At 60.4% G+C, this 21,621-nt stretch carries 19 protein-coding genes; 12 read left to right on the top strand and 7 right to left on the bottom strand.

Translation table 11 applies throughout. The features are described from left to right. Positions 1-136: 136 nt before the first annotated feature. On the top strand, positions 137-997 hold the full coding sequence (gene fghA / locus HK20_RS11535; RefSeq protein WP_086647214.1) for an S-formylglutathione hydrolase: 861 nt from the start codon (positions 137-139) through the stop codon (positions 995-997). 18 nt (positions 998-1,015) lie between these two features. Here fghA and HK20_RS11540 read toward each other — a convergent pair whose 3' ends face one another. Genes HK20_RS11540 through HK20_RS11550 form a run of 3 tightly spaced genes read right to left on the bottom strand, consistent with a single transcriptional unit; the run spans position 1,016 to position 3,248 of the window. Further along, positions 1,016-1,624 (bottom strand): YdcF family protein, encoded by a 609-nt coding sequence (locus HK20_RS11540; protein ID WP_086647190.1) that lies wholly within the window; start codon positions 1,622-1,624, stop codon positions 1,016-1,018. Further along, positions 1,624-2,571, bottom strand: coding sequence for an ABC transporter permease (locus HK20_RS11545; protein WP_086647191.1), 948 nt, complete (start codon positions 2,569-2,571; stop codon positions 1,624-1,626). Before HK20_RS11545 ends, HK20_RS11540 begins: the two co-directional genes overlap by 1 nt. Further along, positions 2,568-3,248 carry a cell division ATP-binding protein FtsE gene (locus tag HK20_RS11550; RefSeq protein ID WP_086647192.1) on the bottom strand — a complete coding sequence of 227 codons (681 nt, stop codon included), beginning with the start codon at positions 3,246-3,248 and terminating at the stop codon, positions 2,568-2,570. The genes HK20_RS11545 and HK20_RS11550 overlap by 4 nt, the downstream gene beginning before the upstream one ends. 267 nt (positions 3,249-3,515) lie before the next feature. On the opposite strand from HK20_RS11550, the gene HK20_RS13115 reads away from it, so the two are divergent. Further along, on the top strand, positions 3,516-4,544 hold the full coding sequence (locus HK20_RS13115; RefSeq protein ID WP_198943924.1) for a zinc-ribbon domain-containing protein: 1,029 nt from the start codon (positions 3,516-3,518) through the stop codon (positions 4,542-4,544). Positions 4,545-4,600: 56 nt separating this feature from the next. Here HK20_RS13115 and HK20_RS11560 read toward each other — a convergent pair whose 3' ends face one another. Beyond that, positions 4,601-5,014, bottom strand: coding sequence for a hypothetical protein (locus HK20_RS11560; protein ID WP_086647215.1), 414 nt, complete (start codon positions 5,012-5,014; stop codon positions 4,601-4,603). Positions 5,015-5,272: 258 nt separating this feature from the next. Here HK20_RS11560 and HK20_RS11565 point away from each other — a divergent pair, with 258 nt between their 5' ends. From HK20_RS11565 to HK20_RS11585, 5 genes are read left to right on the top strand one after another with little or no spacing between them, the layout of a single operon-like run. After that, positions 5,273-7,069: an ATP-binding protein gene (locus HK20_RS11565; RefSeq protein ID WP_086647193.1), complete on the top strand. Its 1,797-nt coding sequence runs from the start codon at positions 5,273-5,275 to the stop codon at positions 7,067-7,069. Continuing rightward, positions 7,053-9,047 carry a response regulator gene (locus tag HK20_RS11570; protein WP_086647194.1) on the top strand — a complete coding sequence of 665 codons (1,995 nt, stop codon included), beginning with the start codon at positions 7,053-7,055 and terminating at the stop codon, positions 9,045-9,047. The genes HK20_RS11565 and HK20_RS11570 overlap by 17 nt, the downstream gene beginning before the upstream one ends. 45 nt (positions 9,048-9,092) lie before the next feature. Beyond that, a complete protein-coding gene (hslV, locus tag HK20_RS11575) occupies positions 9,093-9,692 on the top strand; it encodes an ATP-dependent protease subunit HslV (protein WP_086647195.1) in 600 nt (199 codons plus the stop codon). Further along, entirely contained in the window at positions 9,692-11,005 is a 1,314-nt protein-coding gene (gene hslU / locus HK20_RS11580; protein ID WP_086647196.1) for an ATP-dependent protease ATPase subunit HslU, read from the top strand. The genes hslV and hslU overlap by 1 nt, the downstream gene beginning before the upstream one ends. After that, complete coding sequence (locus HK20_RS11585; protein ID WP_086647197.1) at positions 11,005-11,445, top strand: SufE family protein; 441 nt, start codon at positions 11,005-11,007, stop codon at positions 11,443-11,445. Before hslU ends, HK20_RS11585 begins: the two co-directional genes overlap by 1 nt. A 145-nt stretch (positions 11,446-11,590) precedes the next feature. Here the strand turns inward: HK20_RS11585 and HK20_RS11590 are convergent, their stop codons facing one another. The 3 genes from HK20_RS11590 to HK20_RS11600 are packed head-to-tail and all read right to left on the bottom strand — an operon-like array spanning position 11,591 to position 15,739. Beyond that, positions 11,591-13,921, bottom strand: a complete 2,331-nt coding sequence (locus tag HK20_RS11590; protein WP_086647198.1) for a xanthine dehydrogenase family protein molybdopterin-binding subunit — start codon at positions 13,919-13,921, stop codon at positions 11,591-11,593. Then, the gene (locus HK20_RS11595; RefSeq protein ID WP_048853986.1) at positions 13,914-14,390 is read right to left on the bottom strand and encodes a (2Fe-2S)-binding protein; all 477 of its coding nucleotides are present in this window, start codon (positions 14,388-14,390) and stop codon (positions 13,914-13,916) included. The genes HK20_RS11590 and HK20_RS11595 overlap by 8 nt, the downstream gene beginning before the upstream one ends. Before the next feature lie 20 nt (positions 14,391-14,410). Continuing rightward, positions 14,411-15,739 carry a cytochrome c gene (locus HK20_RS11600; RefSeq protein ID WP_086647199.1) on the bottom strand — a complete coding sequence of 443 codons (1,329 nt, stop codon included), beginning with the start codon at positions 15,737-15,739 and terminating at the stop codon, positions 14,411-14,413. Positions 15,740-16,285: 546 nt separating this feature from the next. On the opposite strand from HK20_RS11600, the gene rpmI reads away from it, so the two are divergent. From rpmI to pstS, 5 genes are all read left to right on the top strand, one after another. Further along, positions 16,286-16,486 carry a 50S ribosomal protein L35 gene (rpmI, locus tag HK20_RS11605; protein WP_048853984.1) on the top strand — a complete coding sequence of 67 codons (201 nt, stop codon included), beginning with the start codon at positions 16,286-16,288 and terminating at the stop codon, positions 16,484-16,486. Positions 16,487-16,500: 14 nt separating this feature from the next. Further along, the gene (gene rplT / locus HK20_RS11610) at positions 16,501-16,860 is read left to right on the top strand and encodes a 50S ribosomal protein L20 (RefSeq protein WP_025824929.1); all 360 of its coding nucleotides are present in this window, start codon (positions 16,501-16,503) and stop codon (positions 16,858-16,860) included. A gap of 154 nt (positions 16,861-17,014) precedes the next feature. Then, positions 17,015-18,085, top strand: coding sequence for a phenylalanine--tRNA ligase subunit alpha (gene pheS / locus HK20_RS11615; RefSeq protein WP_086647200.1), 1,071 nt, complete (start codon positions 17,015-17,017; stop codon positions 18,083-18,085). A 4-nt stretch (positions 18,086-18,089) separates the two neighbouring features. Beyond that, positions 18,090-20,549 carry a phenylalanine--tRNA ligase subunit beta gene (gene pheT / locus HK20_RS11620; protein ID WP_086647201.1) on the top strand — a complete coding sequence of 820 codons (2,460 nt, stop codon included), beginning with the start codon at positions 18,090-18,092 and terminating at the stop codon, positions 20,547-20,549. Positions 20,550-20,577: 28 nt separating this feature from the next. Next, positions 20,578-21,615 (top strand): phosphate ABC transporter substrate-binding protein PstS, encoded by a 1,038-nt coding sequence (pstS, locus tag HK20_RS11625; RefSeq protein WP_086647202.1) that lies wholly within the window; start codon positions 20,578-20,580, stop codon positions 21,613-21,615. Positions 21,616-21,621: the final 6 nt, after the last annotated feature.

The raw sequence follows: 21,621 nt of genomic DNA on the forward strand, positions 1-21,621 counted from the left end.
TGTCACTGGGCGGAATGCCCGGTGCCATTTTAACACACAATACATCGCAGGGTTGCCAGTGCGATTATGGTTTGTGCATGCTGGGTAATGGTAAGCATGAGCACGTATGGCTGACCAGATGAAAAGGGTCGTGGGGATGACGGAAACAACAGGGCTGACACTGCTGGAAGAACACCGGGCGCATGGTGGGCGCGTGATGTTTTACGAACATGCCTCCAGCGTGCTGGGGTTGCCCGCGCGTTTTGGCGTGTTTTTGCCACCAGCGGCAGAACAGGGTGGCAAAGTGCCGGTTGTGTATGCTCTGGCCGGGCTGACCTGCACACAGGAGACTTTTCTGATCAAGGCAACCGCACTGGCCGAAGCCGCCCGGCTGGGCGTGGCTCTGGTTACGCCAGATACCTCCCCCCGTGGTGCAGGTATTGAAGGTGAGAACACGGACTGGGATCTGGGAACAGGTGCGGGCTTTTACCTGGATGCAACCCGGCAGCCATGGGCACAGCATTACCGTATGGGCAGTTACATAGCACAGGAACTGCCTTTGCTGGTGGAAGCCGCCCTGCCACTGGATGGTGCAAGGCGGGGGATCATGGGGCATTCCATGGGTGGGCATGGTGCGCTGGTGCATGGTTTGCAGGCCCCCCTGTTCTGGAAGTCCATTTCCGCCTTTGCGCCGGTTGTGCACCCTTCTGTTGTGCCATGGGGCAAAAAGGCGCTCTCCACCTATCTGGGGCCAGACCACGCGGCATGGCGCGCGCATGATGCCGTGTGCCTGCTGGAGGATGGCTATACCCATCCCGCTCCCATTCTGGTGGATACAGGGCTGGCCGACCAGTTCCTGCAACGCGAGCTCCAGCCGTGGCACCTAGTAACCGCAGCAGAAAAGGCCGGGCAGGCCCTGATCTGCCGCGAGCATGAAGGGTATGACCATTCCTACTGGTTTGTGCAGAGCTTTGTGGCCGACCACCTGCGCCACCATGCGGGGTTGCTGGGGGCATAAGCTCCCGGCTCTGCCCCTTTAAACCTGAAGTGAGGGGTTGTGCTTCATGCCCGCCAGTGCGCCCAGCCACTTCATGTATTCCATGCCCATCAGCCGCAGGGTGGACAGCCGCCACGGGTGGTCCATGGCAGGGGGCATGACCGGGTAAGGTGTTAAGGCAACATCGGGCAATGTGCGCCCGAGTTCGAGCATGGCGCGGCGCATATGGTAGCCTGCGGTAACAATAATCAGGCTGTTGATATGGTGATCCGCAACCCACGCGGCAGTTTCGGTTGCGTTGCCAATGGTCGAGCGTGCCTGATAGCCCAGTGTAATACGGGCGGCCATGTCTGGCGGGGTAGAGGCTGGCAGTAATGCGCGCACCGATGTCTGAAGGTCCACGCCGGAAATAAGCAGGCGAGCATCAGGGTTGCTGGCCAGCAGGCGGAGGGATGTTTCCACCCGCCCTGTGCCCCCGGTCAGGGCCACAATACCATCGGCATGCATGGTGGAGGCCGGGGGCTGGCGCGCATCATGGACAAACCAGACAAACCCGGCCAGCCAGAACCCGGCGGCCAGCAGGCAGGTTTTTTGCACCAGAGGCAGGAACCGCCGGCTCAGGCGGGGCAGGGGCGTGGCGTTGCGCATTATGGGAGGCGGAGCAGCCACAGGCGTACCATGACCTGAGTTGTAAACCAGCAGATAAATGCCGCGGCAAAAGGCAGAAGTGCCAGTGCGCACAGCATGTCTGACGGTATGGTGTTTGCCAGTGCCTGCCAGTTCTGGGGCAATAGCCGGTCAGGCGTGGTGAGCGGCGCACTGGCAAAAGGGGCTGCCATCTGCAGGAGCAGCAACAGGGGCAGGCAGGCCATAAGGGTGCCGCTTAACCCACCACCAAAGCCAAGGGTTGCGGTCCGCCATGCAAAGCGACCGGCAATATAACTGTCCGAGGCGCCAAGCCCGTGCAGGGTTTTGATAATATCCTTGCGTGTGGCAAGGCCGGTGCGCGTGGCAAGGCCTGTTATCATGGTGGCAATGCCGCCCACACTCAGCAGGGCCAGCCCCGCGCAGGCCAGCAGGCTGTTTGCCAGTGCCCGCAGGCGTTCGCCCCAGCGGGCGTTATGCTCCATAATGGTGCCGGGAACATGGGTGCCCAGTGCCTGCTCCAGTGTGGCAGGCACACTGGCGTCTGGTGGAAGTTTAACGCGGATAATTGCAGGCAGCGGCAGGGCAGAGCTATCTGTTTCCCCCAACCACGGTTCCAGCAGGCGGGCCAGTTCGGGTGGGGTTAACTGGTGTACTTCCGTGCCGTCTGGCAGGCTGGCAAGGTCTGCCAGAACGGCCTGCACACGGGTTGTGGTGGCGCTGCCACCACCTTGTGCGGCCAGTGGGGCATTTGCATCTGGCACCTGAATGGTGAGCAACTGGGCAGCTCCCCCAGACCAGCGGGCGGAAAGTGCCCGCGCACCACTGGCCCCGGCCAGAGTGAGTGCGGCCAGAAAACCCATCATGGCCACCAGCGCGAACAGGCTGCGATCCGGCAGGGCTTCGGAAAGGGAGAGGCCATCCTTACGGCCGGAAAAAGGCCGCGTCATGCCTGTGCATCTCCCTCATCCACCAGCCGCCCACGCTCAAGGAACAGAAAAGGCCGTTCAAGCCTGCGCACCAGAGATTCGTTGTGGGTCGCCACTATAACCGTGGTGCCCATGGCGCTGAGTTCGGCAAACATATCAAGCAGGCGGCAGGCCTGACTTTCCTCCAGCGCATTTGTCGGTTCGTCTGCCAGAATAAGGCCCGGTCGGTGGATAATAGCGCGCGCAATGGCGGTGCGCTGCTGCTCCCCGCCCGAAAGTCGGGTGGCGGGAACATCCAGGCGCTCGCCCAGCCCCACCCATTTGAGAATGGCGTGAACCTCGTCCTGAATTTCGTCCTCAGGGCGGTTTTGCAGGCGCAGGGGCAGGGCCACGTTATCGGCCACGGACAGATCGGGCATGAGCTGATAGTCCTGATGCACCATGCCGATTCTGTGGCGCAGGCGCACAAGAGCTGCACGCTTTTCGTCCTGTGCAACGGTTTTGCCCAGAATGGTCATCTGCCCGTCGGTTGGCAGGTTTTCAAGATGCAACAGGCTGAGCAGGCTGCTCTTGCCCGCCCCTGAAGGCCCAAGCAGCCAGCGGAATCCGCCCTGCGGCACAGCAAAGGACAAATGGGCCAGCACAGGCCCGCTATCCTTTTTGCCCCGGCGCCAGGATACATTGTCCAGACGAATCATTTACCGCTTTCCGGGCAAAAAAGCACAAAGATAAGGCAGCTTAGTCATCCCCCAACTGTAGCGGATTGTTCCGTGCACTGTCGATTGAGAAGCGCCATTCAGTGCTGAATTGAAAAAGGCGCTCCGTGCCTTTAGGATCGGGGGCTGGCACGGATTGCCTTTTCCTGTGATAGGAAGGGGGGTTACGTTTGTCTTTCGCCCTGATGCCTAGCCTGCCGTTCCAGCCAGACCGGGGCAACAGGGAGAGGCCCTGCTAAGAGAGTGTTCATGAAGATTGTCTGTCCTTCCTGCGGTGCGGCATATCAGGTTCCCGAAGCTCTTCTGGCTAAAAGGCATACGCTCAAATGTTCGGCCTGCGGCGTTAAATGGCGGTTGACTCCGCCAGATGCACCCGAAGATGCCCCAGCAGGCACAATAGCCCCCGCAGCAGCCCCCGATGCCCCTCCCGCAGTAACAGCTGCACCTGTTGAGAACACTCCGGCAGAACCGCAGGCTCCATCACTGCCAGCCCAAAGTGATCCGGGTAAAGCAGAACGCACCCCGGAGCCGGCGGATAACAGGGTAGAGCCGGTTGTGGTTCCCTTTGCTGCCCCTCCGGCAGAAGCCAAAAGTGCACTGGCTGAACCGCAGGAGCCTGTGACCCCCGCTCCCGCACCTGCTCCCTTGGAGGCCGAAGTAACCGGGGAGGGGAATAACGCCAGCGAACCCCCGATTGTTCCCGTACCATCTGCGCCACAAGGGGATGTGCCCCTTGCACCCGCCCCCGTTCAGGCCGAAATCCAGCCAGAGCCAGAGCCAGAGCCAGAGCCAGAGCCAGAGCCAGAAGTTCCGGCTGTTGTTGCTCCCGTGGTTCCGGCTCCCGCTCCAGTGCCCCCCGCTGCACCGCTGGTTGCGCCTCCCGCACCAGCAACGCCTGTACCAGAGGTTCCTGTGGCCGAGAGTGCAGCACCACCAGCCCCTACACTGTCACGCACAGTGCAAATGCCGGGCAGGCTGCCGCTGCGTGCGGACCCAGACAAAAAAGAGAGCGCACCACTAGCAGCCCATATTGCACGCCCGGCTTATAAGCTGGGCACAGGCTCGGCCTTGCAGATGGTGCGCGAAGCGGTTGCCAGCGTATCCAAACGGGTTGCCGGTACGGATATACGTGCCCTGCTGCAAAGCGAGCTGTTCTGGCGCAGGGCCTGGATTGCGAGTTTTGTGCTGGCTGCACTGCTTGTGCTGGGGGCATGGCATTGGTGGGCGGCCATTGTGGACGCATGGCCTGCCGCGGCCCGGCTCCACCAGCCGGGCTAACACCGTTTGATGCCCCGCAGGCCGTGCGGGGCAGGTGGAAGCGTGTGGGTGGGCGCTTAAAGCTTGCGGCCGACCAGCATGGCCAGCGTGGCACCTGCCGCGGCCACGGCCATAAGCCCCAGACCATCGCAGATCAGCCCGCTGGCGGTCAGTTCGTGCCCGGCAAGTACAATCTGTTCGGGAATGGCGTTGGCAACGCTGGCAATGGCGTCATGCGCCTGCGGGTCGGCTGATGCGGTGGTGCGGATCAGGGTTTTGACCAGTGCTGGCAGTGCCGCCCATGCGGCCCCTGCAATGAGCAGGAGAGGGGCAAACAGTTCAGCCATCTGCTGCACAAAATAGAAAACAAAATAACAGGTGGCTCCAATGGCCGTACGCAGCACCCGCAGCCCGGCAGAGGCCGAAGTGTTCTGGCGGGAGGACATGGCAAGAGGTTGCTGGGAAGCGGGTATAGGTGTGCGCGTGTCCATGAACCTGTGTTCCTTCAGGTAATCCGAGGCGGAAATGTCGGTCAATCTGCCAGTGGGGCAGGCTGCTCAAGTAAAGAGCGGCCTTTATACCGTTCTTGTGTGTCTCTTGCCACCATGCTTGCAGCGGGGCAGATGCAGGCAGCCGGAGTGGTAACGCATTCGCGAGCAGACGGCGGATGTTTTTGTTTGGTATGGGTTTAAAATCGGATTTAAGCGCAAAAAAGGATGGGCCTAGGCGTCCAGCTATAGGCGGAATTTATGGATTTTCTTTCCTGCTCCATCCTGTTCGCGGGTGTGAATGCAACGTGCGAACAACAGCTTGTGGCCGAGCTGGACAAACGTGGTCTGGGTGTGCGCGTAGCCGCAGATGGCCGCGCGGTTTTTGCCGGGTTTGATACCGAACTCCCAAGCCTTCTGGTGGTGCAGGACCACCTGCCCGATATGTCTGCCGCCCAGCTATGCCAGCGCTTGCGGCTGACATCGGCCACGCGGGGCATACCCGTGGTTGTGCTGGTAGATGAGCATGATGCCGAGCAGGAGCGGGAAATTCTGGAACGTGGGGCAGATGCCTGCTTTTGTGCGACGGATGACCCGGTTTTTCTGATTTTTCGCATATGCGCACTTCTGCGCGAGTTCGGGGATGAAACCGCCGAGCGTGAAGGGGCTGTGTTCCGTCAGCCGCGTGTTTCTGTTGTGACCGCACCGGGGGGCGTTTTATGGGCATGGCCCGATGGGGCGAGTGTTGGCAAAACGCCGCGCCTTGTCCAGATGCTCCGCCAGAATGGTGAGGACGCAACACTGGTGGAAGACCCCGACAGGCTTGAACTCTCCAATGTCAGTGCCGGGCGTATCCAGCCCGACTGCATTGTGGTGGATCTGAGCTGTCCGGCCTTTAACGGGCTTGCTCTGGCACAGACAGTTGCAGCCTTCCGGCGCAGGAGCCGCCAGTGCACGCGTGTGCTGGGGGTGGTCGAGCATGGCCAGCTCACGGCCGAAAAAATACGGCTGGCGTTTAACGCCGGTGTGGATGACCTGACGGACTCGGACATAGCCCCCGCACTGCTGGTTGCCCGCATAAGCAGCCTTGTGCGCCGCAAAACCTTGCAGGATGAAGCCCGGCGTGAGGAAGCGCATATAGAAAGTGCCCGCGCCCGTATGGCACTGGCCGATGCCCTACGCCGCGTTAATGCGGATCTGGCAGCGGCTAACCGTAAGTTGATTGATGCACAGGTCAAACTGGTGCAGTCGGCCAAAATGGCGTCTCTGGGGGAGCTTGCAGCAGGTATTGCGCATGAGTTCAATAACCCGCTGGCCTTTGTTCTGGCGCATGAAAACACGGTCAAGCGCAGTATGGCGCAGGCTTTGCAGGCAGTAAGGCAGAACGATATTGGCGTGGCCGAAGCCGCCCTGACCAAGGGGGCCGAGCGTCTGGCCTCCTCCCTTGTCGGGTTATCAAGGCTGCGTGAGCTGGTGGCCAGCCTGCGGCGTTTTTCCCGTCTGGAGGAAGGCGAGTTCCGCCGTCTGGACGTACCCGAGGCCATTGCCATGGTGCTGACACTTCTGGCCCCCAAACTTGGGCAGGAAATAGCGGTGGAGTGCCGCCTGGAAGCGCCGCCGGAACTGGTCTGCCAGGCAGCACTGGTTAATCAGGTGGTCATGAACATTGTCAGCAACGCAGCTGACGCCATTCTGGAACAGCGCGAAACAGCCCGCAAACAGGGTGGTTCTGCACCGGCCAGAGGCAAGGACCAGATTTTGATCGCCTCTTTTTTGGAAAAGGCAGAGGCCGAAGGGGCCGAAAATTACGTGTTGCAGATATCGGATACAGGGCCGGGGGTGCCGCAGGAATTGCAGGAACGCGTTTTTGAACCGTTTTTTACAACAAAACCTGTAGGCTCGGGGACCGGGCTAGGTCTGGCAACGGCATATGGGGTTGTGCAGGCCCATGGCGGGAGTATTGTTATAACAAACTCGGGAGCCTTGGGTGGTGCCTGCTTTACCATTCGTGTGCCCTATAAATCAGGAGAGGAGAGGCGCGGTGAGCACGTTATATGAACCAACACAGCGCCCTTTTGTGCTCGTTGTGGATGACGAGCCGGAAATTCTGGTCGCACTGTCCGACCTGCTGGAAAGTGCCTACACGGTTCTGACCGCTTCCTCGGGGGAGGAAGGGCTTGAGCGCCTGCGCAGTAACCCCGGTGTTGCTGTTATTGTTTCCGACCAGCGCATGCCGGGCATGACGGGCGATGTCTTTTTGGCCCATGCACGTGACCTGTCTGCGGCGGGGGCAATCCTGCTCACGGGGTATGCGGATATTTCCGCCGTGGAAGCAGCCCTTAACCGGGGCCAGATTTCCTTTTTTGCGTACAAGCCGTGGGATGATGAAACCCTGCTGTCCATGGTCGGGCAGGCGGCTGCGCGGTATTTTCTGGAAAAAGAGCTGGAGTGCGAACGCCTGCTTCTGCGCGGGTTGCTGGATAACCTGCCCTTTGGTCTTGCAGTCAAGGATCAGGCGGGCTGCTTTGTGCGGCTTAACCAGCAGATGGCAAGCCAGTTGGGCCACACGGTTGCGCAGTGCATTGGCCAGCGCGAAGAGGATCTGGTGGATGGCCCACGGCTGGAAAGCCTGAAGGAAGCGCAGGGCCAGCTTGCCCAGACCGGGCGCGACCAGCAGGTGCTCCAGCTTCCGGCACAGGATGGCCCGGCCCGCTGGCATGACCTGACGCGCGTCAGGCTGGATAGCCTGCGCAACACTCCTGTACAGTCCTCCATGCTCTCGGATTATTCCATTCTGATCGACCGGGATGTGAGCGAGCTTTTAAGTCTGGAGCAACGGTTGCGGCAGGCGCAAAAAATGCAGGCCATTGGCACATTGGCCGGTGGCATTGCGCATGACTTCAATAACCTGCTCACGGCTATTCAGGGCTCTCTGGAACTGGTGCAGGACCTTGAACCTCCAAAGGAGGCCTCGGTCGTCCGGCTGTATGAGAACGCCATGGAAGCCGCCCGGCGTGGCGCGGTGCTCACCCGCAAGCTGCTGGACTTCAGCCGCCCGAGGCATCTGGTCTGCCAGCGGGTGGATATGCATGATGTGCTGGAAAACCTCCAGACCTTCATGAAGCAGGGCAAAGTACCCGAGGAAATCCGCGGCGCGCTGGATGCGTCCCGTCTGGAGGGCATGAGCCGCTTTAGCAGCGTGCGCTTCAATATCCCTCAAGAGCCGCTGCCTCCGGTCTGGACAGATGCCGTGCAGCTTGAACTGGCGGTCTTCAGCCTGTGTGTCAATGCGCTGGATGCCCAGTCGGAAGGGGGAGAAACCTGCGTTTCTGTCCGTCAGGTTGCGCGCCTGCTGGGGCGGCATGTGGGGCGTGAGCATGCCGGTGCATGGGTGGTCGTGCAGGTAACCGACCGCGGCATTGGCATGACGGAAGACATACGCGCCCGTATTTTTGACCCGTTCTTTACCACCAAGGGAACAGGGCAGGGCATGGGGCTTGGCCTGTCCATGATCTATGGCTTTATCAGCCATTGCGGGGGAGAAGTGCGGGTGGATAGTGCCCCCGGTGGTGGGACGTCCGTTGAGCTATGGTTCCCCGCCATGGATCAGGAAATGGCCGCCGCCATTCCCGCCGTGCCAGCCAACACGGTGCAGACCATAGCGCGTGTTCTGCCAGAAAACGGGGCAGGCAGCACCATTCTGGTCGTGGATGACGAACCGGGTGTGCGCGCGGTAACCAGCGGCTTTTTGCGCCGTGCTGGGTATGAGGTCATGGAGGCGGCAAGTGGCGCCGAAGCCGTGGAAAAAGTGCAGTCCACCCCCGGTATTGCCCTTGTGGTCATGGATGTGATGATGCCGGGCATGAACGGGGGCGAGGCCGCACGACGCATCCACGATGTGCGTGCAGACCTGCCGGTTCTGTTTGTTACCGGCTATGCGGATTTTGGCGTGCTGCCAGAAGGGGTTGCCGTTTTGCATAAGCCCTACACGCGTGATGCGTTACTGGGAGATGTAAGGGCTATGCTGGCAGCATAGCCCACCCCCTTGTGTCCTGCGCCAGAACGCCTATTTCTTGGTGTTATGGATAGTTTTCATTCTGCTTCGTCTTCGCATGATCCCGTCGGCTGGCACGGGACCACCATTCTTTGTGTGCGCCGTGGCGCGCAGGTTGCCATGGCGGGGGATGGCCAGGTGACACTGGGCAGCACCGTGATCAAGGGCAACGCCCGCAAGGTCCGGCGCATTGGCCCTTCCGGCACCATTCTGGCAGGGTTTGCCGGTGCTACAGCAGATGCCTTTACCCTGCTGGAGCGGTTGGAAGCCAAGCTGGAGCGCTACCCAAACCAGCTGGAGCGCGCCTGTGTGGAACTGGCAAAGGACTGGCGCACGGACCGCTACCTGCGCAGGCTGGAGGCCATGATGGCCGTGGCCGATGCCGAACACTCCTTTACCCTGACCGGCAACGGCGATGTGCTTGAACCCGAGGACGGTATTATTGCCATTGGTTCGGGCGGGAACTACGCCCTTTCGGCAGCGCGGGCACTGCTGACGGTAGAAGGGTTGGGGGCGGAGGAAATTGTAACCCGCGCCATGAAAATTGCAGGCGATATCTGCGTCTATACCAACCACTCCGTGCGGATAGAAACGCTGGATGCCAAAACGGCGGGAGACAAAGCCTGATGCAAGCCCCCCATCTTTCCCCGCGTGATATTGTTGCCGAGCTTGACCGCTACATTGTAGGGCAGGGCGATGCCAAACGTGCGGTTGCCATTGCCATGCGCAATCGCTGGCGCAGGGCGCAACTGCCAGAAGCCATGCGGGAGGAGGTTGTTCCCAAGAACATCCTCATGATCGGCCCGACCGGCTGCGGCAAAACCGAAATTGCCCGCAGGCTGGCCAAACTGGCGCAGGCACCCTTCCTTAAAGTGGAAGCCACAAAGTTTACCGAGGTCGGTTATGTTGGCCGGGACGTGGATAGCATTGTGCGCGATCTGGTGGATGCTGCCATTGTCATGCTCAAGGACATGCGCCGCAAGGATGTGGAAGAGCAGGCAGCTCAGGCGGCGGATGAGCGGATTGTCAACGTACTGGCAGGTGAGGGCTCCTCGGCCGATACCAAAAGCAAGTTCCGCACCATGCTGCGCAGCGGTCAGCTTGAGGATAAGGAAATTGACATCGCCATAACCGATCCCGCCCCCACAGGCCCGGCAGATATGCCGGGCATGATGCCGGGGAGCGTGATCAACATTGGCGATATGATGAAAGGGTTTATGAACCGCGCCCCCAAGCAGAAAAAACTCCGGATTTCCGATGCCCGCAAACAGTTGCAGCGGGAGGAAGTCGAGCGTCTGCTGGATAGCGAGAGCTTAACGCGTGAAGCCGTAGCTCATGTGCAGAACAACGGCATTGTCTTTCTGGATGAGATCGACAAGGTCTGTGCCCGTTCATCCGAGAGCGGAGTAAAGGGGGGCGATGTCTCGCGCGAGGGGGTGCAGCGCGACCTGCTGCCCCTTATTGAAGGCACGACCGTTTCCACCAAGCACGGGCCGGTCAAAACCGACCATATCCTGTTTATTGCTTCTGGTGCGTTCCATCTGGCCAAACCGTCCGACCTGCTGCCGGAATTGCAGGGGCGTCTGCCTATTCGTGTGGAGCTGCAACCCCTCTCACGCGATGATCTGCGGCGTATTCTCACCGACCCGGAACACTCCCTGCTCAAACAGTACACCGCCTTGATGAAAACCGAAGGCGTAAACCTGACCTTTGCCGATGATGCCGTGGATGCGCTGGCCGAACTGGCCGCGGACATTAACGAACGGGTGGAAAATATAGGCGCGCGCAGGCTTGCAACAGTGCTGGAAAAACTGCTGGAAGATATTTCCTTCACCGCACCCGAGCGTGGGGGCGAAAATGTTGTTGTGGATGGCGCCATGGTGCGGGACAAAGTGGCCCCACTGGCCCGCAAGGGCGATCTGAGCAGGTTTATTTTGTAATGGAAGCACCTTTTGTAACGCCGCAGGAAGACACTGCGGCAGAAGCCATCGAAGCCATTGGCGACGAGCTGGACGTGTTTGATGACTGGATGGAACGCTACCAGTACATCATAGAAATGGGGCGCAAGCTGCCGCCATTCCCACCAGAATGGTGCAATGATGCGCACCGCGTGCCCGGTTGCCAGAGTCAGGTCTGGCTGGAGGCAAAGGACGCTGATGGCAGGCTCTACTTTGCGGGCCTGTCCGATGCCGCCATTGTCAGCGGGTTGGTGGCACTCCTGCTGCGTGTGTATTCTGGCCGCACGCGGGAGGAAATTCAGGCAACGGACCCCGGCTTCCTGCGTGATCTGGGGTTGGTACAGGCTTTGTCCACCAATCGCGGTAACGGGGTTGAAGCCATGGCCCGCGCCATGCGCTCGGCTGCTGCCGTATCTGCCTGATCAGACCCGGCTGGTCTGCCCCCTGAACCTGTCTGTTACAGGCAGGTTTGGTAAGGGGGAATGGAATGCAGATGCTCAGGCACAAAAAAGCCGGTCCCCCCGTGTGGAGGACCGGCTTTTTTTAAAGTGTGGAAAGCCCGGTGCTTCAGGCGTTCCCTTTTTCCTTCAGCGCTTTCAGCACATCCGCCGGGCGGATGGGCAGGTGGCGCAGGCGCACACCTACTGCATTGAAAATGGCGTTGCCCACGGCAGGTGCAATGGTTGTAACGCCCGGCTCACCCAGACCCATGGGTTTTTCCGTGCTGGGCAGGAACTCAACATCCATTTCCGGCACATCGGCAATGCGCAGGGGGGTGTAGGTGTTCAGGTTACGGTCGCGCACGTTGCCGTCCACAATTTCCGTCCCTTCAAACAGGGCCATGCTCAGCCCCCACAGGGCACCGCCCTCGGTCTGGGCAGCGGCCCCGTCGGGGTCGATAATTGTGCCAGCATCCAGCACCAGCCAGATTTTCTGGCAGGTTACAACGCCTGTCTTGCGGTCAACATGCACCTGCACGGCACCAGCCGTCCATGTTGGCATGGCGCGTTCCTGCCCAAAGGTGGTGGCAATGCCAATGGCTGTATCCGCAGGCAGGGAAACCTTGCCATAGCCACATTTTTCCACCAGATGCCTGAGCACATTGGCCTGACGGCTGGCCCCACCCACGGAGTTGGGGGCGCTGCCTGCATTGCGGCCTTTGCTGTCCAGCAGGCTCAGGCGGTAGTCCACCGGGTCCAGCTTACGGGCATAGGCAATTTCGTCCAAAAAGCTCTCATGCGCCCATGGGGTCCAGCCGGAACTGACCGAACGGAGCCAGCCGGGGCGGAAGGTTTCGCTTGCCAGTTCATTGTCCAGCGCGCGCACCAGCATGGGGCCGACATCGTACCAGTGGTCGGCACCTGCAATGGCAAACTGGTCATAGGGTTTGCCGTCCGCGCCTTTTTCCATGAACGCGCTGGCCATAACACGGGTTGGCCAGCCAGCGGAGGCATGGTGCTGCCACGCAGTAATTGCGCCGTCCTGCCCCAGTGCTGCGCGGACCGTCTGCACGGAGGGGGAACGGATGGAGTCAAACAGCACGTCATCCGAGCGGGTAAAGATCAGCTTGACCGGCTTGCCCCCGATGGCCTTGGAAATAAGGGCCGCAGGCACTGCGTAGTCCCCGTTCAGGCGGCGGCCAAAGCCTCCACCCAGCAGGTAGCTGCGCATGACCACTTCGGATTCAGGCACCTGGAGCGCCTTGGCAATAACGGGCAGGAACAGGGTCTGCCACTGGTTGCCGCAATGCACTTCCCACTTGCCTTCGTGCTGGCGGGCCAGCGCGTTCATGGGTTCAAGCTGGTAATGCAGTACGGAGGAGCAGGTATAGGTCTGCTCCACCACCTTGGCGGCCTTGGCGAATGTTTCGTCCACGCCGGGGTCGTTGAACACGCACGAACCACCGGCTTTGTTTGCAATCTGCTTGCGGCCGTAGTCCAGAATATCCTGCTCGGTTATGTTGGCGGTCTTGCCCGGGGTCCAGACGACCTTGAGCGCATCTGTTGCGCGGATGGCCGCAGGGTAGGAGGAGGCCAGAACCGCAACCCAGCCCGGTACGGTATCGGACGGGTCTTCGAGCACAATGTAGCGGATGTACCCCTTGACCTTTTTGGCCTCGCTGTCATCCACCGAGACAACTTTGGAGCCATAGCGCGTGGGCGGCAGTTTGGGGCGGGCGTACACCATGCCCTCAAGCTTGGCGTCTATGCCGTAAATGGCGGTGCCGTTGGTTTTGGATGGAATATCCAGCGCCTTGACATCCTTGCCAATCAGCCGGTGCTCGGATGCAGGCTTGAGCGGCAGCTTGGCCATTTCTTCTGGCGTGTAGGTTTTGGTCGGGTGCGCACGGCTGACAATATCGCCGTAGCTGATCGACCGGCCGCCAGCAATAACCTGCCCGTTGCGGGCAATACAGGCAGCGGGGGAAACACCCAGCAGTTTAGCGCCCTGTTCCACCATGACCGTGCGCGCAGCAGCCCCGGCCTGACGGAACTGGTCCCATGTCATCCACACGGACCAGGAGCCACCTGTTACCATAAGGCCCCATTTGGGGTCTGTATCCACATAGGTAATGCGGACCTTGTTCCAGTCGGCTTCCATTTCATCCGCAATAATGCGGGCAAGGGCTGTGCCAATATGCTGGCCCATTTCCGCACGGATGATGTTCACGTTCACCCAGCCATCGGGGGCAATGGAGCACCAGATCGTGGGTTCAAAGGCGGCGGCTTCCTTCAGGGCTTCCGGTGCGCCCTGCGGGTAAACCTGCGCTGCCTTGCCCTGGCGGGCAAACCCGAACAGAAAGGCAGAGCCTGCTGCGGTGAGCAGAAAACTGCGGCGCGAAGGCCCACGGCCCGCAGCCCGGTCCTGCTGTGCGGCAATACGTTCGAGCTTACCCATTGGATGCCTCCTCCTTGCGCAGGGCGGCAGCTGCTTTTTTAATGGCTTTGCGAATACGGACATAGGTCATGCAGCGGCACAGGCTGCCGCCCATAACACCATCAATTTCCTCATCCGTGGGGTCCGGGTAGTCCTTTAACAGGCTAACGGCCTGCATGATCTGGCCAGACTGGCAGTACCCGCACTGCGGAACCTGAATGTCCTTCCAGGCTTCCTGCACGGCATGTTTGCCATTGGGGTCCAGCCCTTCAATGGTGGTAACATCAGCCCCTTCCAGCGAACTGAGCGGAGTAATGCAGGAACGGGTTGCCCGGCCACCAACCAGAACGGTGCAGGCACCACACTGGCCTACGCCACAGCCAAACTTTGTGCCTGTCAGGTCCAGATCATCACGCAGCGCCCACAACAGGGGGGTGTCGTCCGGCACATCGACAGAAACGTCACGGCCATTGAGTTTGAATTTTACCATCTCGTGCTCCGTGGTCCGTCTTAGTGCGATGAATTGACAGGAATGGTGGTAATGGTCTTGCGCACTGCGGCTGCTTTCTTTTCCAGGTCCGTCCATGGTGGCAGGGTGGTGCGGGTGCGGCGCAGGTAAGCGGCAATCCGCGCCATATCCTGATCGGACAGGGCATTGTAGAAGCTGGGCATGGCTACGCCGGACTGGCCTTCTTCCGCTGTCAGCCCATGCAGGATGACCTGATAGAGGTTGGTGGGTTCATCCAGCCAAAGCGCGTTGTTCAGCGCCAGATCGGGGCGGCCCAGTACGGGGGAAGGGGCTGCATTGTAATGGCAGGCCGCACATGCCCCCTGATAAAGCTTGGCGTCGGGGTCCACGGTCGGGCCGATCAGATCGATCTTGGACTGTTCCATGGCGCGGGCAAGGGCGGCCTTGTCGTGCTTTTCACGTTCGGCGGCATGGTCCACATCGGCAAAATAATGCGCGATGGCGTGTACATCTTCTTCCGGTACGGTGGAGAGGAAGCGGTGGGGCACGGGGGACATGGGGCCACCAGCAGGCCCATGGAGCGGTGCCACCCCATAACGCAGGTACTGGAACAGCTCGTCTTCCGTCCACGTGGTGGGTGTCGGGTTATGCTCGTTCAGTGGGGGGGCAATCCAGTTGTCCACCACTGCGCCGTCGTAAGGGGCGCTCTTCTTTTCCGCCCCCATGAAGTCACGCGGGGTATGGCATGCGCCGCAATGGGCGTTACCTTCAGACAGGTAAGCCCCACGGTTCCACAAGGCATCATGCCGCGGGTCGGGCTTGTACACACCGGGGGTAAAGTACAGCAGCTTCCAGCCGGCCTGCAGAATACGCAGGCTGAGCGGGAAGGGCAGCTCGTTGGTGCGGTGCGTCATGTGCACGGCAGGGCGTGTCATCAGATAAGCATAAAGGTCGGAGACATCCTGCTCGGTCATTTTGGTAAAATGATCAAACGGGAAGGCCGGAATAAGGTGGACCCCCTTGCGGGAAACCCCAAGGTGCATGGTGCGCTGGAAGGCTTCTTCCGACCAGCTGCCTATGCCGGTTTCGGGGTCTGGTGTAATATTGGAAGAATAGATGGCACCAAAAGGGGTCTCCATCTTGTAATCGCCAGCCAGTTCCGGCCCACCGCCCATGTCTGTGCGGGTATGGCACTCTGCGCAGTATCCTTCGGCGGCAACAATACGGCCACGTTCGATCTGCTCGGCAGAAAAACTGCTGCGGTCAGGGGGTTCCACGGGTTCTATGGGGGGGTACCAGGCGTAATAAAGAAAACCCAGGCCACCCACGGCACCAATGGCGGCTGCTCCTGCTAAAAGACGTTTGATCACTCTAATCCCCACCTTATGTGTAAACGTCCCGTCTGGCGGGCAGATGGATCAAGTCTGCCCAACACAGCCAGAGGAACAGCATCTGCGGTCTGTCGTTGATTGAGATCAATCTTATCTGGATTTCTGTCACAGATAAACGCATAGAAGCCGCGTTATTACACGACAAAGTGTATATGATTTATCTATATCGCAAGAATATTACAAAAATCGGCCTTTTTTGGTTATTATCTATATTCTGTAAAATATAGACAGGTGAAAATTTGCATGTGCGGCATGCATTTTGCTCGGGCAAACAGAGGGGCCTACCTTATATATGTATGCGGAACAGGCGCTTTGCGCGGCACAGAATCCGACCGGTCGAAGAATCGGTTGCCCCTTGTGGAGCAGATTTGTTGCAAGCAAAGGCTTGAAAGCTGCCCCCCTTTCTTTTAAGGAAGCGCATTCGCGCACGCGTCCGGGCCTGTGGGGCATGCCCGGCCGTGCAGAAGCCACTTTATTCCTTCGGGGGTAGGGCGGTTATGTCCAGCGTATTTCAGGAGTAATGAAATGCCCAAAATGAAGACCAAATCGTCGGTCAAGAAGCGGTTCAAGATCACCGCGACCGGCAAGGTGCTCTCCGGCCCGTGCGGTAAGCGTCACGGCATGATCAAGCGTACCCAGAAGATGAAGCGCTCCGCTCGCGGCACGCAGGTTCTTCAGCCGCAGGACGGCCGTACGGTTAAGCAGTGGGCCCCCTACGGGCTGTAAGGAGCATCTAAGATATGGCACGTGTTAAACGCGGTGTAACCACACTCGCTCGCCACAAAAAAGTTCTGGAACTGTCCAAGGGTTACCGCGGCCGGTCTTCCACCAACTACCGCATTGCTCTGGAACGCGTTGAAAAGGCGCTCCAGTACGCATATCGCGACCGCCGCAACAAGAAGCGTGAATTCCGCGCTCTGTGGATCCAGCGTATCAACGCCGCTGTGCGTGAACACGGCCTGACCTACAGCCGTTTCATTAACGGTCTGGCCAAGGCAGGGATCGAGATTGACCGCAAGGTTCTGGCCGCCATCGCATTTGATGACGCAGCAACCTTTGCCGAAATCGTCAAGAAGGCACAGGCCGCTCTGGCAGCCTGATTGCCGGTTCTGACAGATCCGGTATACAAGAAGGCCGTCCCTTACCGGGCGGCCTTTTTGCTTTTTGGCGGATGGTTTTTGGGCCTAAGGGCTTTTCTCCCGGAGCGGGAGATTGTATCCGCCGGGTAGTATTTTTTCCTCAGCGCGGGGTTCCATGAGCGACGATCTAGAAACTCTTCGGCAGGATGTCCTGTCCGAACTGGCTGGTGCCACAGACCTGCGGGCATGGGATGCCGTGCGCGTTGGCACTCTGGGCAAATCCGGCCGCCTGACCGGTCTGCTCAAGGCGTTGGGGAAAATGCAGCCCGATGAGCGCAAGGCGCGGGGCGTTGCCCTGAACCGCCTGCGTGATGAGCTGACCCAGGCGGTAGAAGCCCGCGGCAAGGAGCTGGAAGCCGCTGCCCTGCAGGCCCGCCTGATTGCCGAAAAACTGGACGTAACCGTACCCCCGCCAGCAGAGGCCGCAGGCTACATCCACCCGATCAGCCGCACGATCGAGGAAATGACGGCCATTTTTGGTGTCATGGGTTTTCAGGTTGCTGAAGGGCCGGATATCGAGACTGACTGGCACAACTTTTCGGCCCTGAACACGCCCGACCATCACCCCGCCCGGACGGACCACGACACGTTTTACCTCCCGCCTGCGCCGGGGCTGGACGTAACCCGCGTCCTGCGGACCCAGACCTCGGGCGTGCAGATCCGCACCATGCTGGGGCAAAAGCCGCCTATCCGCATTATTGCGCCCGGCCGGACCTACCGCGCTGACCATGATGCAACGCATTCCCCCATGTTCCACCAGTGCGAAGGTCTGGTGGTGGGGCAGGGCATTACTCTTGGGCACCTCAAAGGCTGCCTGATCGAGTTTTTGCGTGCATTTTTTGGCAAGCCGTCCCTGCCGGTGCGTTTCCGCTCATCCTACTTCCCGTTTACCGAGCCGTCTTTGGAAGTGGATATTGGCTGGTCGCGCAAAACGGGTGAAATCGGGGCCGGGGAAGACTGGCTGGAAGTGCTGGGCGCAGGCATGGTCCATGCCCGTGTTCTGGCCAATTGTGGGCTGGACCCGCGCGTATGGCAGGGTTTTGCCTTTGGTATGGGGGTCGAGCGCCTGGCGATGCTGAAGAACGGCATCCCCGACCTGCGCTCGTTCTATGAAAGCGATATCCGCTGGCTGCGACATTACGGGGCAGACCCGCTCGCACCCGCACTGTTGCACGAAGGGGTGTGAGAGTATGAAATTCACGCTGTCATGGCTGTATGAGCACCTGGAAACACAGGCAACGCTGGCCGAAATATGCGCCATGCTCAACCAGATTGGCCTGGAGGTGGAAAGTGTCGAGAACAAGGGCGCCGCTCTCGAACCGTTCCTGACCGCGCGCATTCTGGACGCCCAGCCCCACCCCAATGCTGACCGTCTGCAGGTTTGCCGGGTGGATGCCGGTCCCGGCTTTTCGGATGTGCAGGTGGTGTGCGGTGCCCCCAATGCCCGCAAGGACCTGGCGGTTATCTTTGCGCCGCCGGGCGCTTACGTGCCGGGGCTGGATATTACCATCAAGGCAGGCAAGGTCCGGGGCGAACTCAGCGGCGGCATGCTCTGCTCCCTGCGTGAACTGGGGCTGGGGGAAGAAACCAGCGGCATTGCCGAACTGCCAGCCGACACGCTGCCCGGCCAGTCCTACCCCGATTTTGCCGGGCTGGATGATGTGGTGATCGACATTGCCATAACCCCCAACCGGGGCGATGCACTGGGTGTGCGCGGTATTGCGCGCGATCTGGCTGCTGCCGGGCTTGGCACGCTGCGCCCGTGGCTGGCCGAAACGGTGGAAGGTACGTTTGCCTCCCCCGTGGAATGGGCCATTACCTACCCCGAGGCCTGCCCGTGGGTGCTGGGGCGGACCATCCGTGGGGTCAGGAACGGGCCAAGCCCGGAATGGCTGCGTAACCGGCTGGAAAGCATTGGCCTGCGCCCCATTTCCGCACTGGTGGATATTACCAACTACTTCTGTTTCGACCTTGGGCGCCCGCTGCATGTGTTCGATGCGAACACAATTGCCGGTGGCAGGCTGACCCTGTGCCGTGGCGCGGGGGAAACCTTCCGCACGCTGGACGGGCAGGATTGCACTGTAACGGCGGAAGACTGCGTTATTGCGGACCAGAACGGCGTGCAGTCCCTTGCCGGGATTATGGGCGGGGAAGCCACAGGCGCTACTGAAGCCACAACGGATGTGTTTGTGGAATGTGCCCTGTTTGACCCCGTGCGTGTGGCCCTGAGCAGCCGCAGGCTCGGCCTGTCGTCTGATTCGAGCTACCGCTTTGAGCGCGGTGTGGATCAGGCACTCCCCATAGCCGCTCTGGAAGCGGCCACCCGCATGATTATTGACCTGTGTGGGGGGGAAGCCAGTGAGGTTGTCTCCGCCGGGGAGCAGCCTGCATGGCAGCGCACGGCAACGCTGCGCTTTGACCGGGTGCGCGACCTTGGCGGGCTGGACGTGCCGGCTGATGAGAGCGTCAGCCTGCTGGAAAAGCTGGGCTTTGAAGTGCGTGAGCGGACCGCCGAGCAGGTGGAACTGAGCGTACCTTCCTGGCGGAATGATGTGGCACAGGCCCCTGTTCTGTCGCAGGGCAAGGACCTGCCCGCCGATGTGGCAGCCCTTGCAGCACAGGGTGTTGCAGGCATTGAAGCCGAGAGCGATTTGGTGGAAGAGGTTCTGCGCCTTAAAGGGCTGGACGCTGTTCCCGCTGTGCCGCTGCCCCCCATCAGCGTGGTGCCCGGTGCATCGCTTACTCCCGCGCAGGCCCGTTTTGCACTGGCGCGCCGCGTTCTGGCCGCCCGTGGCCTGACTGAGACTGTGGGTTTCTCCTTTGTCTCGCACGAGGAGGCCATGCATTTTGGCGGCGCACCGGAAAGCCTGCGCCTGCTAAACCCCATTGCCTCTGATCTGGACCAGATGCGCCCGACCCCGCTGGTTAATCTGGTGGCGGCCATCCGGCACAACAGCGTGCGCGGGTGGGGGGATATCGGATTGTTTGAGATTGGGCCGGCCTTTGCCCAGTCCGCACAGCAAACGCTGGCAGCGGGTGTGCGCTCGGGTTCCACGCAACGTTACCCCGGTGTGCCCGGGCATGCGGTGTCGCTCTGGGCCGCCAAGGCGGATGCGCTGGAGGTGTTGCGGCAGTTTGGGGTTAACCCCGATGCCATAACCACCACGGCGGACGCCCCGGCATGGTACCATCCCGGCCGTTCGGGTGTGCTGCGGCAGGGACCCAAAAACGTTCTGGCGTATTTTGGTGAGCTGCATCCTTCCGTGCTTCAGGCTGCGGGGATTGATGTGCCGGTTGTGGCCTTCGAAGTGTTTGTTGAAGGCGTGCCTCAGCCCAAAAAGAAGAAGAAAAGCGCGCCTGTTCTGTCCGCCTTCCAGCCGGTGCGGCGCGACTTTGCGTTTGTGCTTGCGCAGGACATTCCAGTGGAAAGCGTGTTGCGCGCAGTACGTGGTGCGGACCGCCAGCTTGTGGCCGATGTCAGCCTGTTTGACATTTATACAGGACCGCATGTGGCGGAAGGCACACGCTCGGTCGGGGTGGAGGTAACACTCCAGCCTACCGAGAAAAGCCTGACAGATGCCGAACTCGAAGCCGTATCCGAGCGTATTGTGGCTGCTGTCAGCAAAGCAACCGGGGCTGTCCTGCGCTAAGGGCAGGCTGCGGCAGAAGGAGCAGGTCATGGCATGTTATTCCCCCGCCCATGTAAGCCGTTGGGTTAAGGCTGGTTTTGCCGCTGTGCTGCTATGCGGTGGGTTTGCCCTGCCGTATGCCGCGCGGGCGGACGAAATTACAGGGGCGGGCTCCAGCTTTGCCGCGCCGCTTTATCAGGCATGGTCCGCGGCGGCTCCTTCTGGCGTGGACGTGCGGGTGAACTACCAGACCATAGGTTCGGGGGCCGGGCAAAACCAGATTCTGGCCGGTACGGTGGATTTTGGGGCATCCGATGCCCCTATGGGTCATGCGCGTCTGGTGGCTGGCGGGCTGGTGCAGGTGCCTACCGCTATTGGCGGTGTGGTGGTAACGGCCAATGTTCCCGGTGTGGCTGATGGTGCCCTGCGCCTGAGCGGGCCTGTGCTGGCTGCCATTTACGCAGGCACCATAACCCAGTGGAACGATGCCCGGATTGCCGCCCTTAACCCCGGAGTAAAGCTGCCAGATCAGGTTATTGCCCCTTTGCACCGGGCGGATGGCTCGGGCACGACCTATGTTTTTACAGATTATCTGGCCCATGTATCCCCCGAGTGGAAAAATGGCGTGGGCAAGGGCACATCCGTGGCATGGCCGGTGGGTGCAGGCGCGCGTGGTAATGACGGCATTGCCGCGTATGTGCAGAATACGGCAGGCAGCATAGGCTACCTTGAATATGCCTATGCCGCACGCAACCATCTGGCTCTTGTACAGATGCAGAACCATGATGGTTTTTTTGTAAGCCCCTCCGCCACAAGCTTTGCGCAGGCAGCCCAGTCCGCACAATGGGATGAGGCCGACCTGACCGCAGCCCTGAGTGATGTGGAAGGGGCGCAAAGCTGGCCCATTATTACCACCACCTATGTACTGTTCCCGGCCACGGCCACCGCCGATAATCAGGGGCAGGCCGTGCGGCGCTTTTTCCGCTGGGGGCTGGTTGGTGGGGAGGCCGTAACCGGGCAGCTTGATTACGTGCCGCTCCCTGAGCAGATCCGTGCCCGTGTTCTGCGGCGGCTTGGCGGGGAGTGAGCCATA

It is taken from the genome of Acetobacter sp. DsW_54 (genome assembly GCF_002153575.1).
Taxonomy (GTDB): Bacteria; Pseudomonadota; Alphaproteobacteria; order Acetobacterales; family Acetobacteraceae; genus Acetobacter; species Acetobacter fabarum.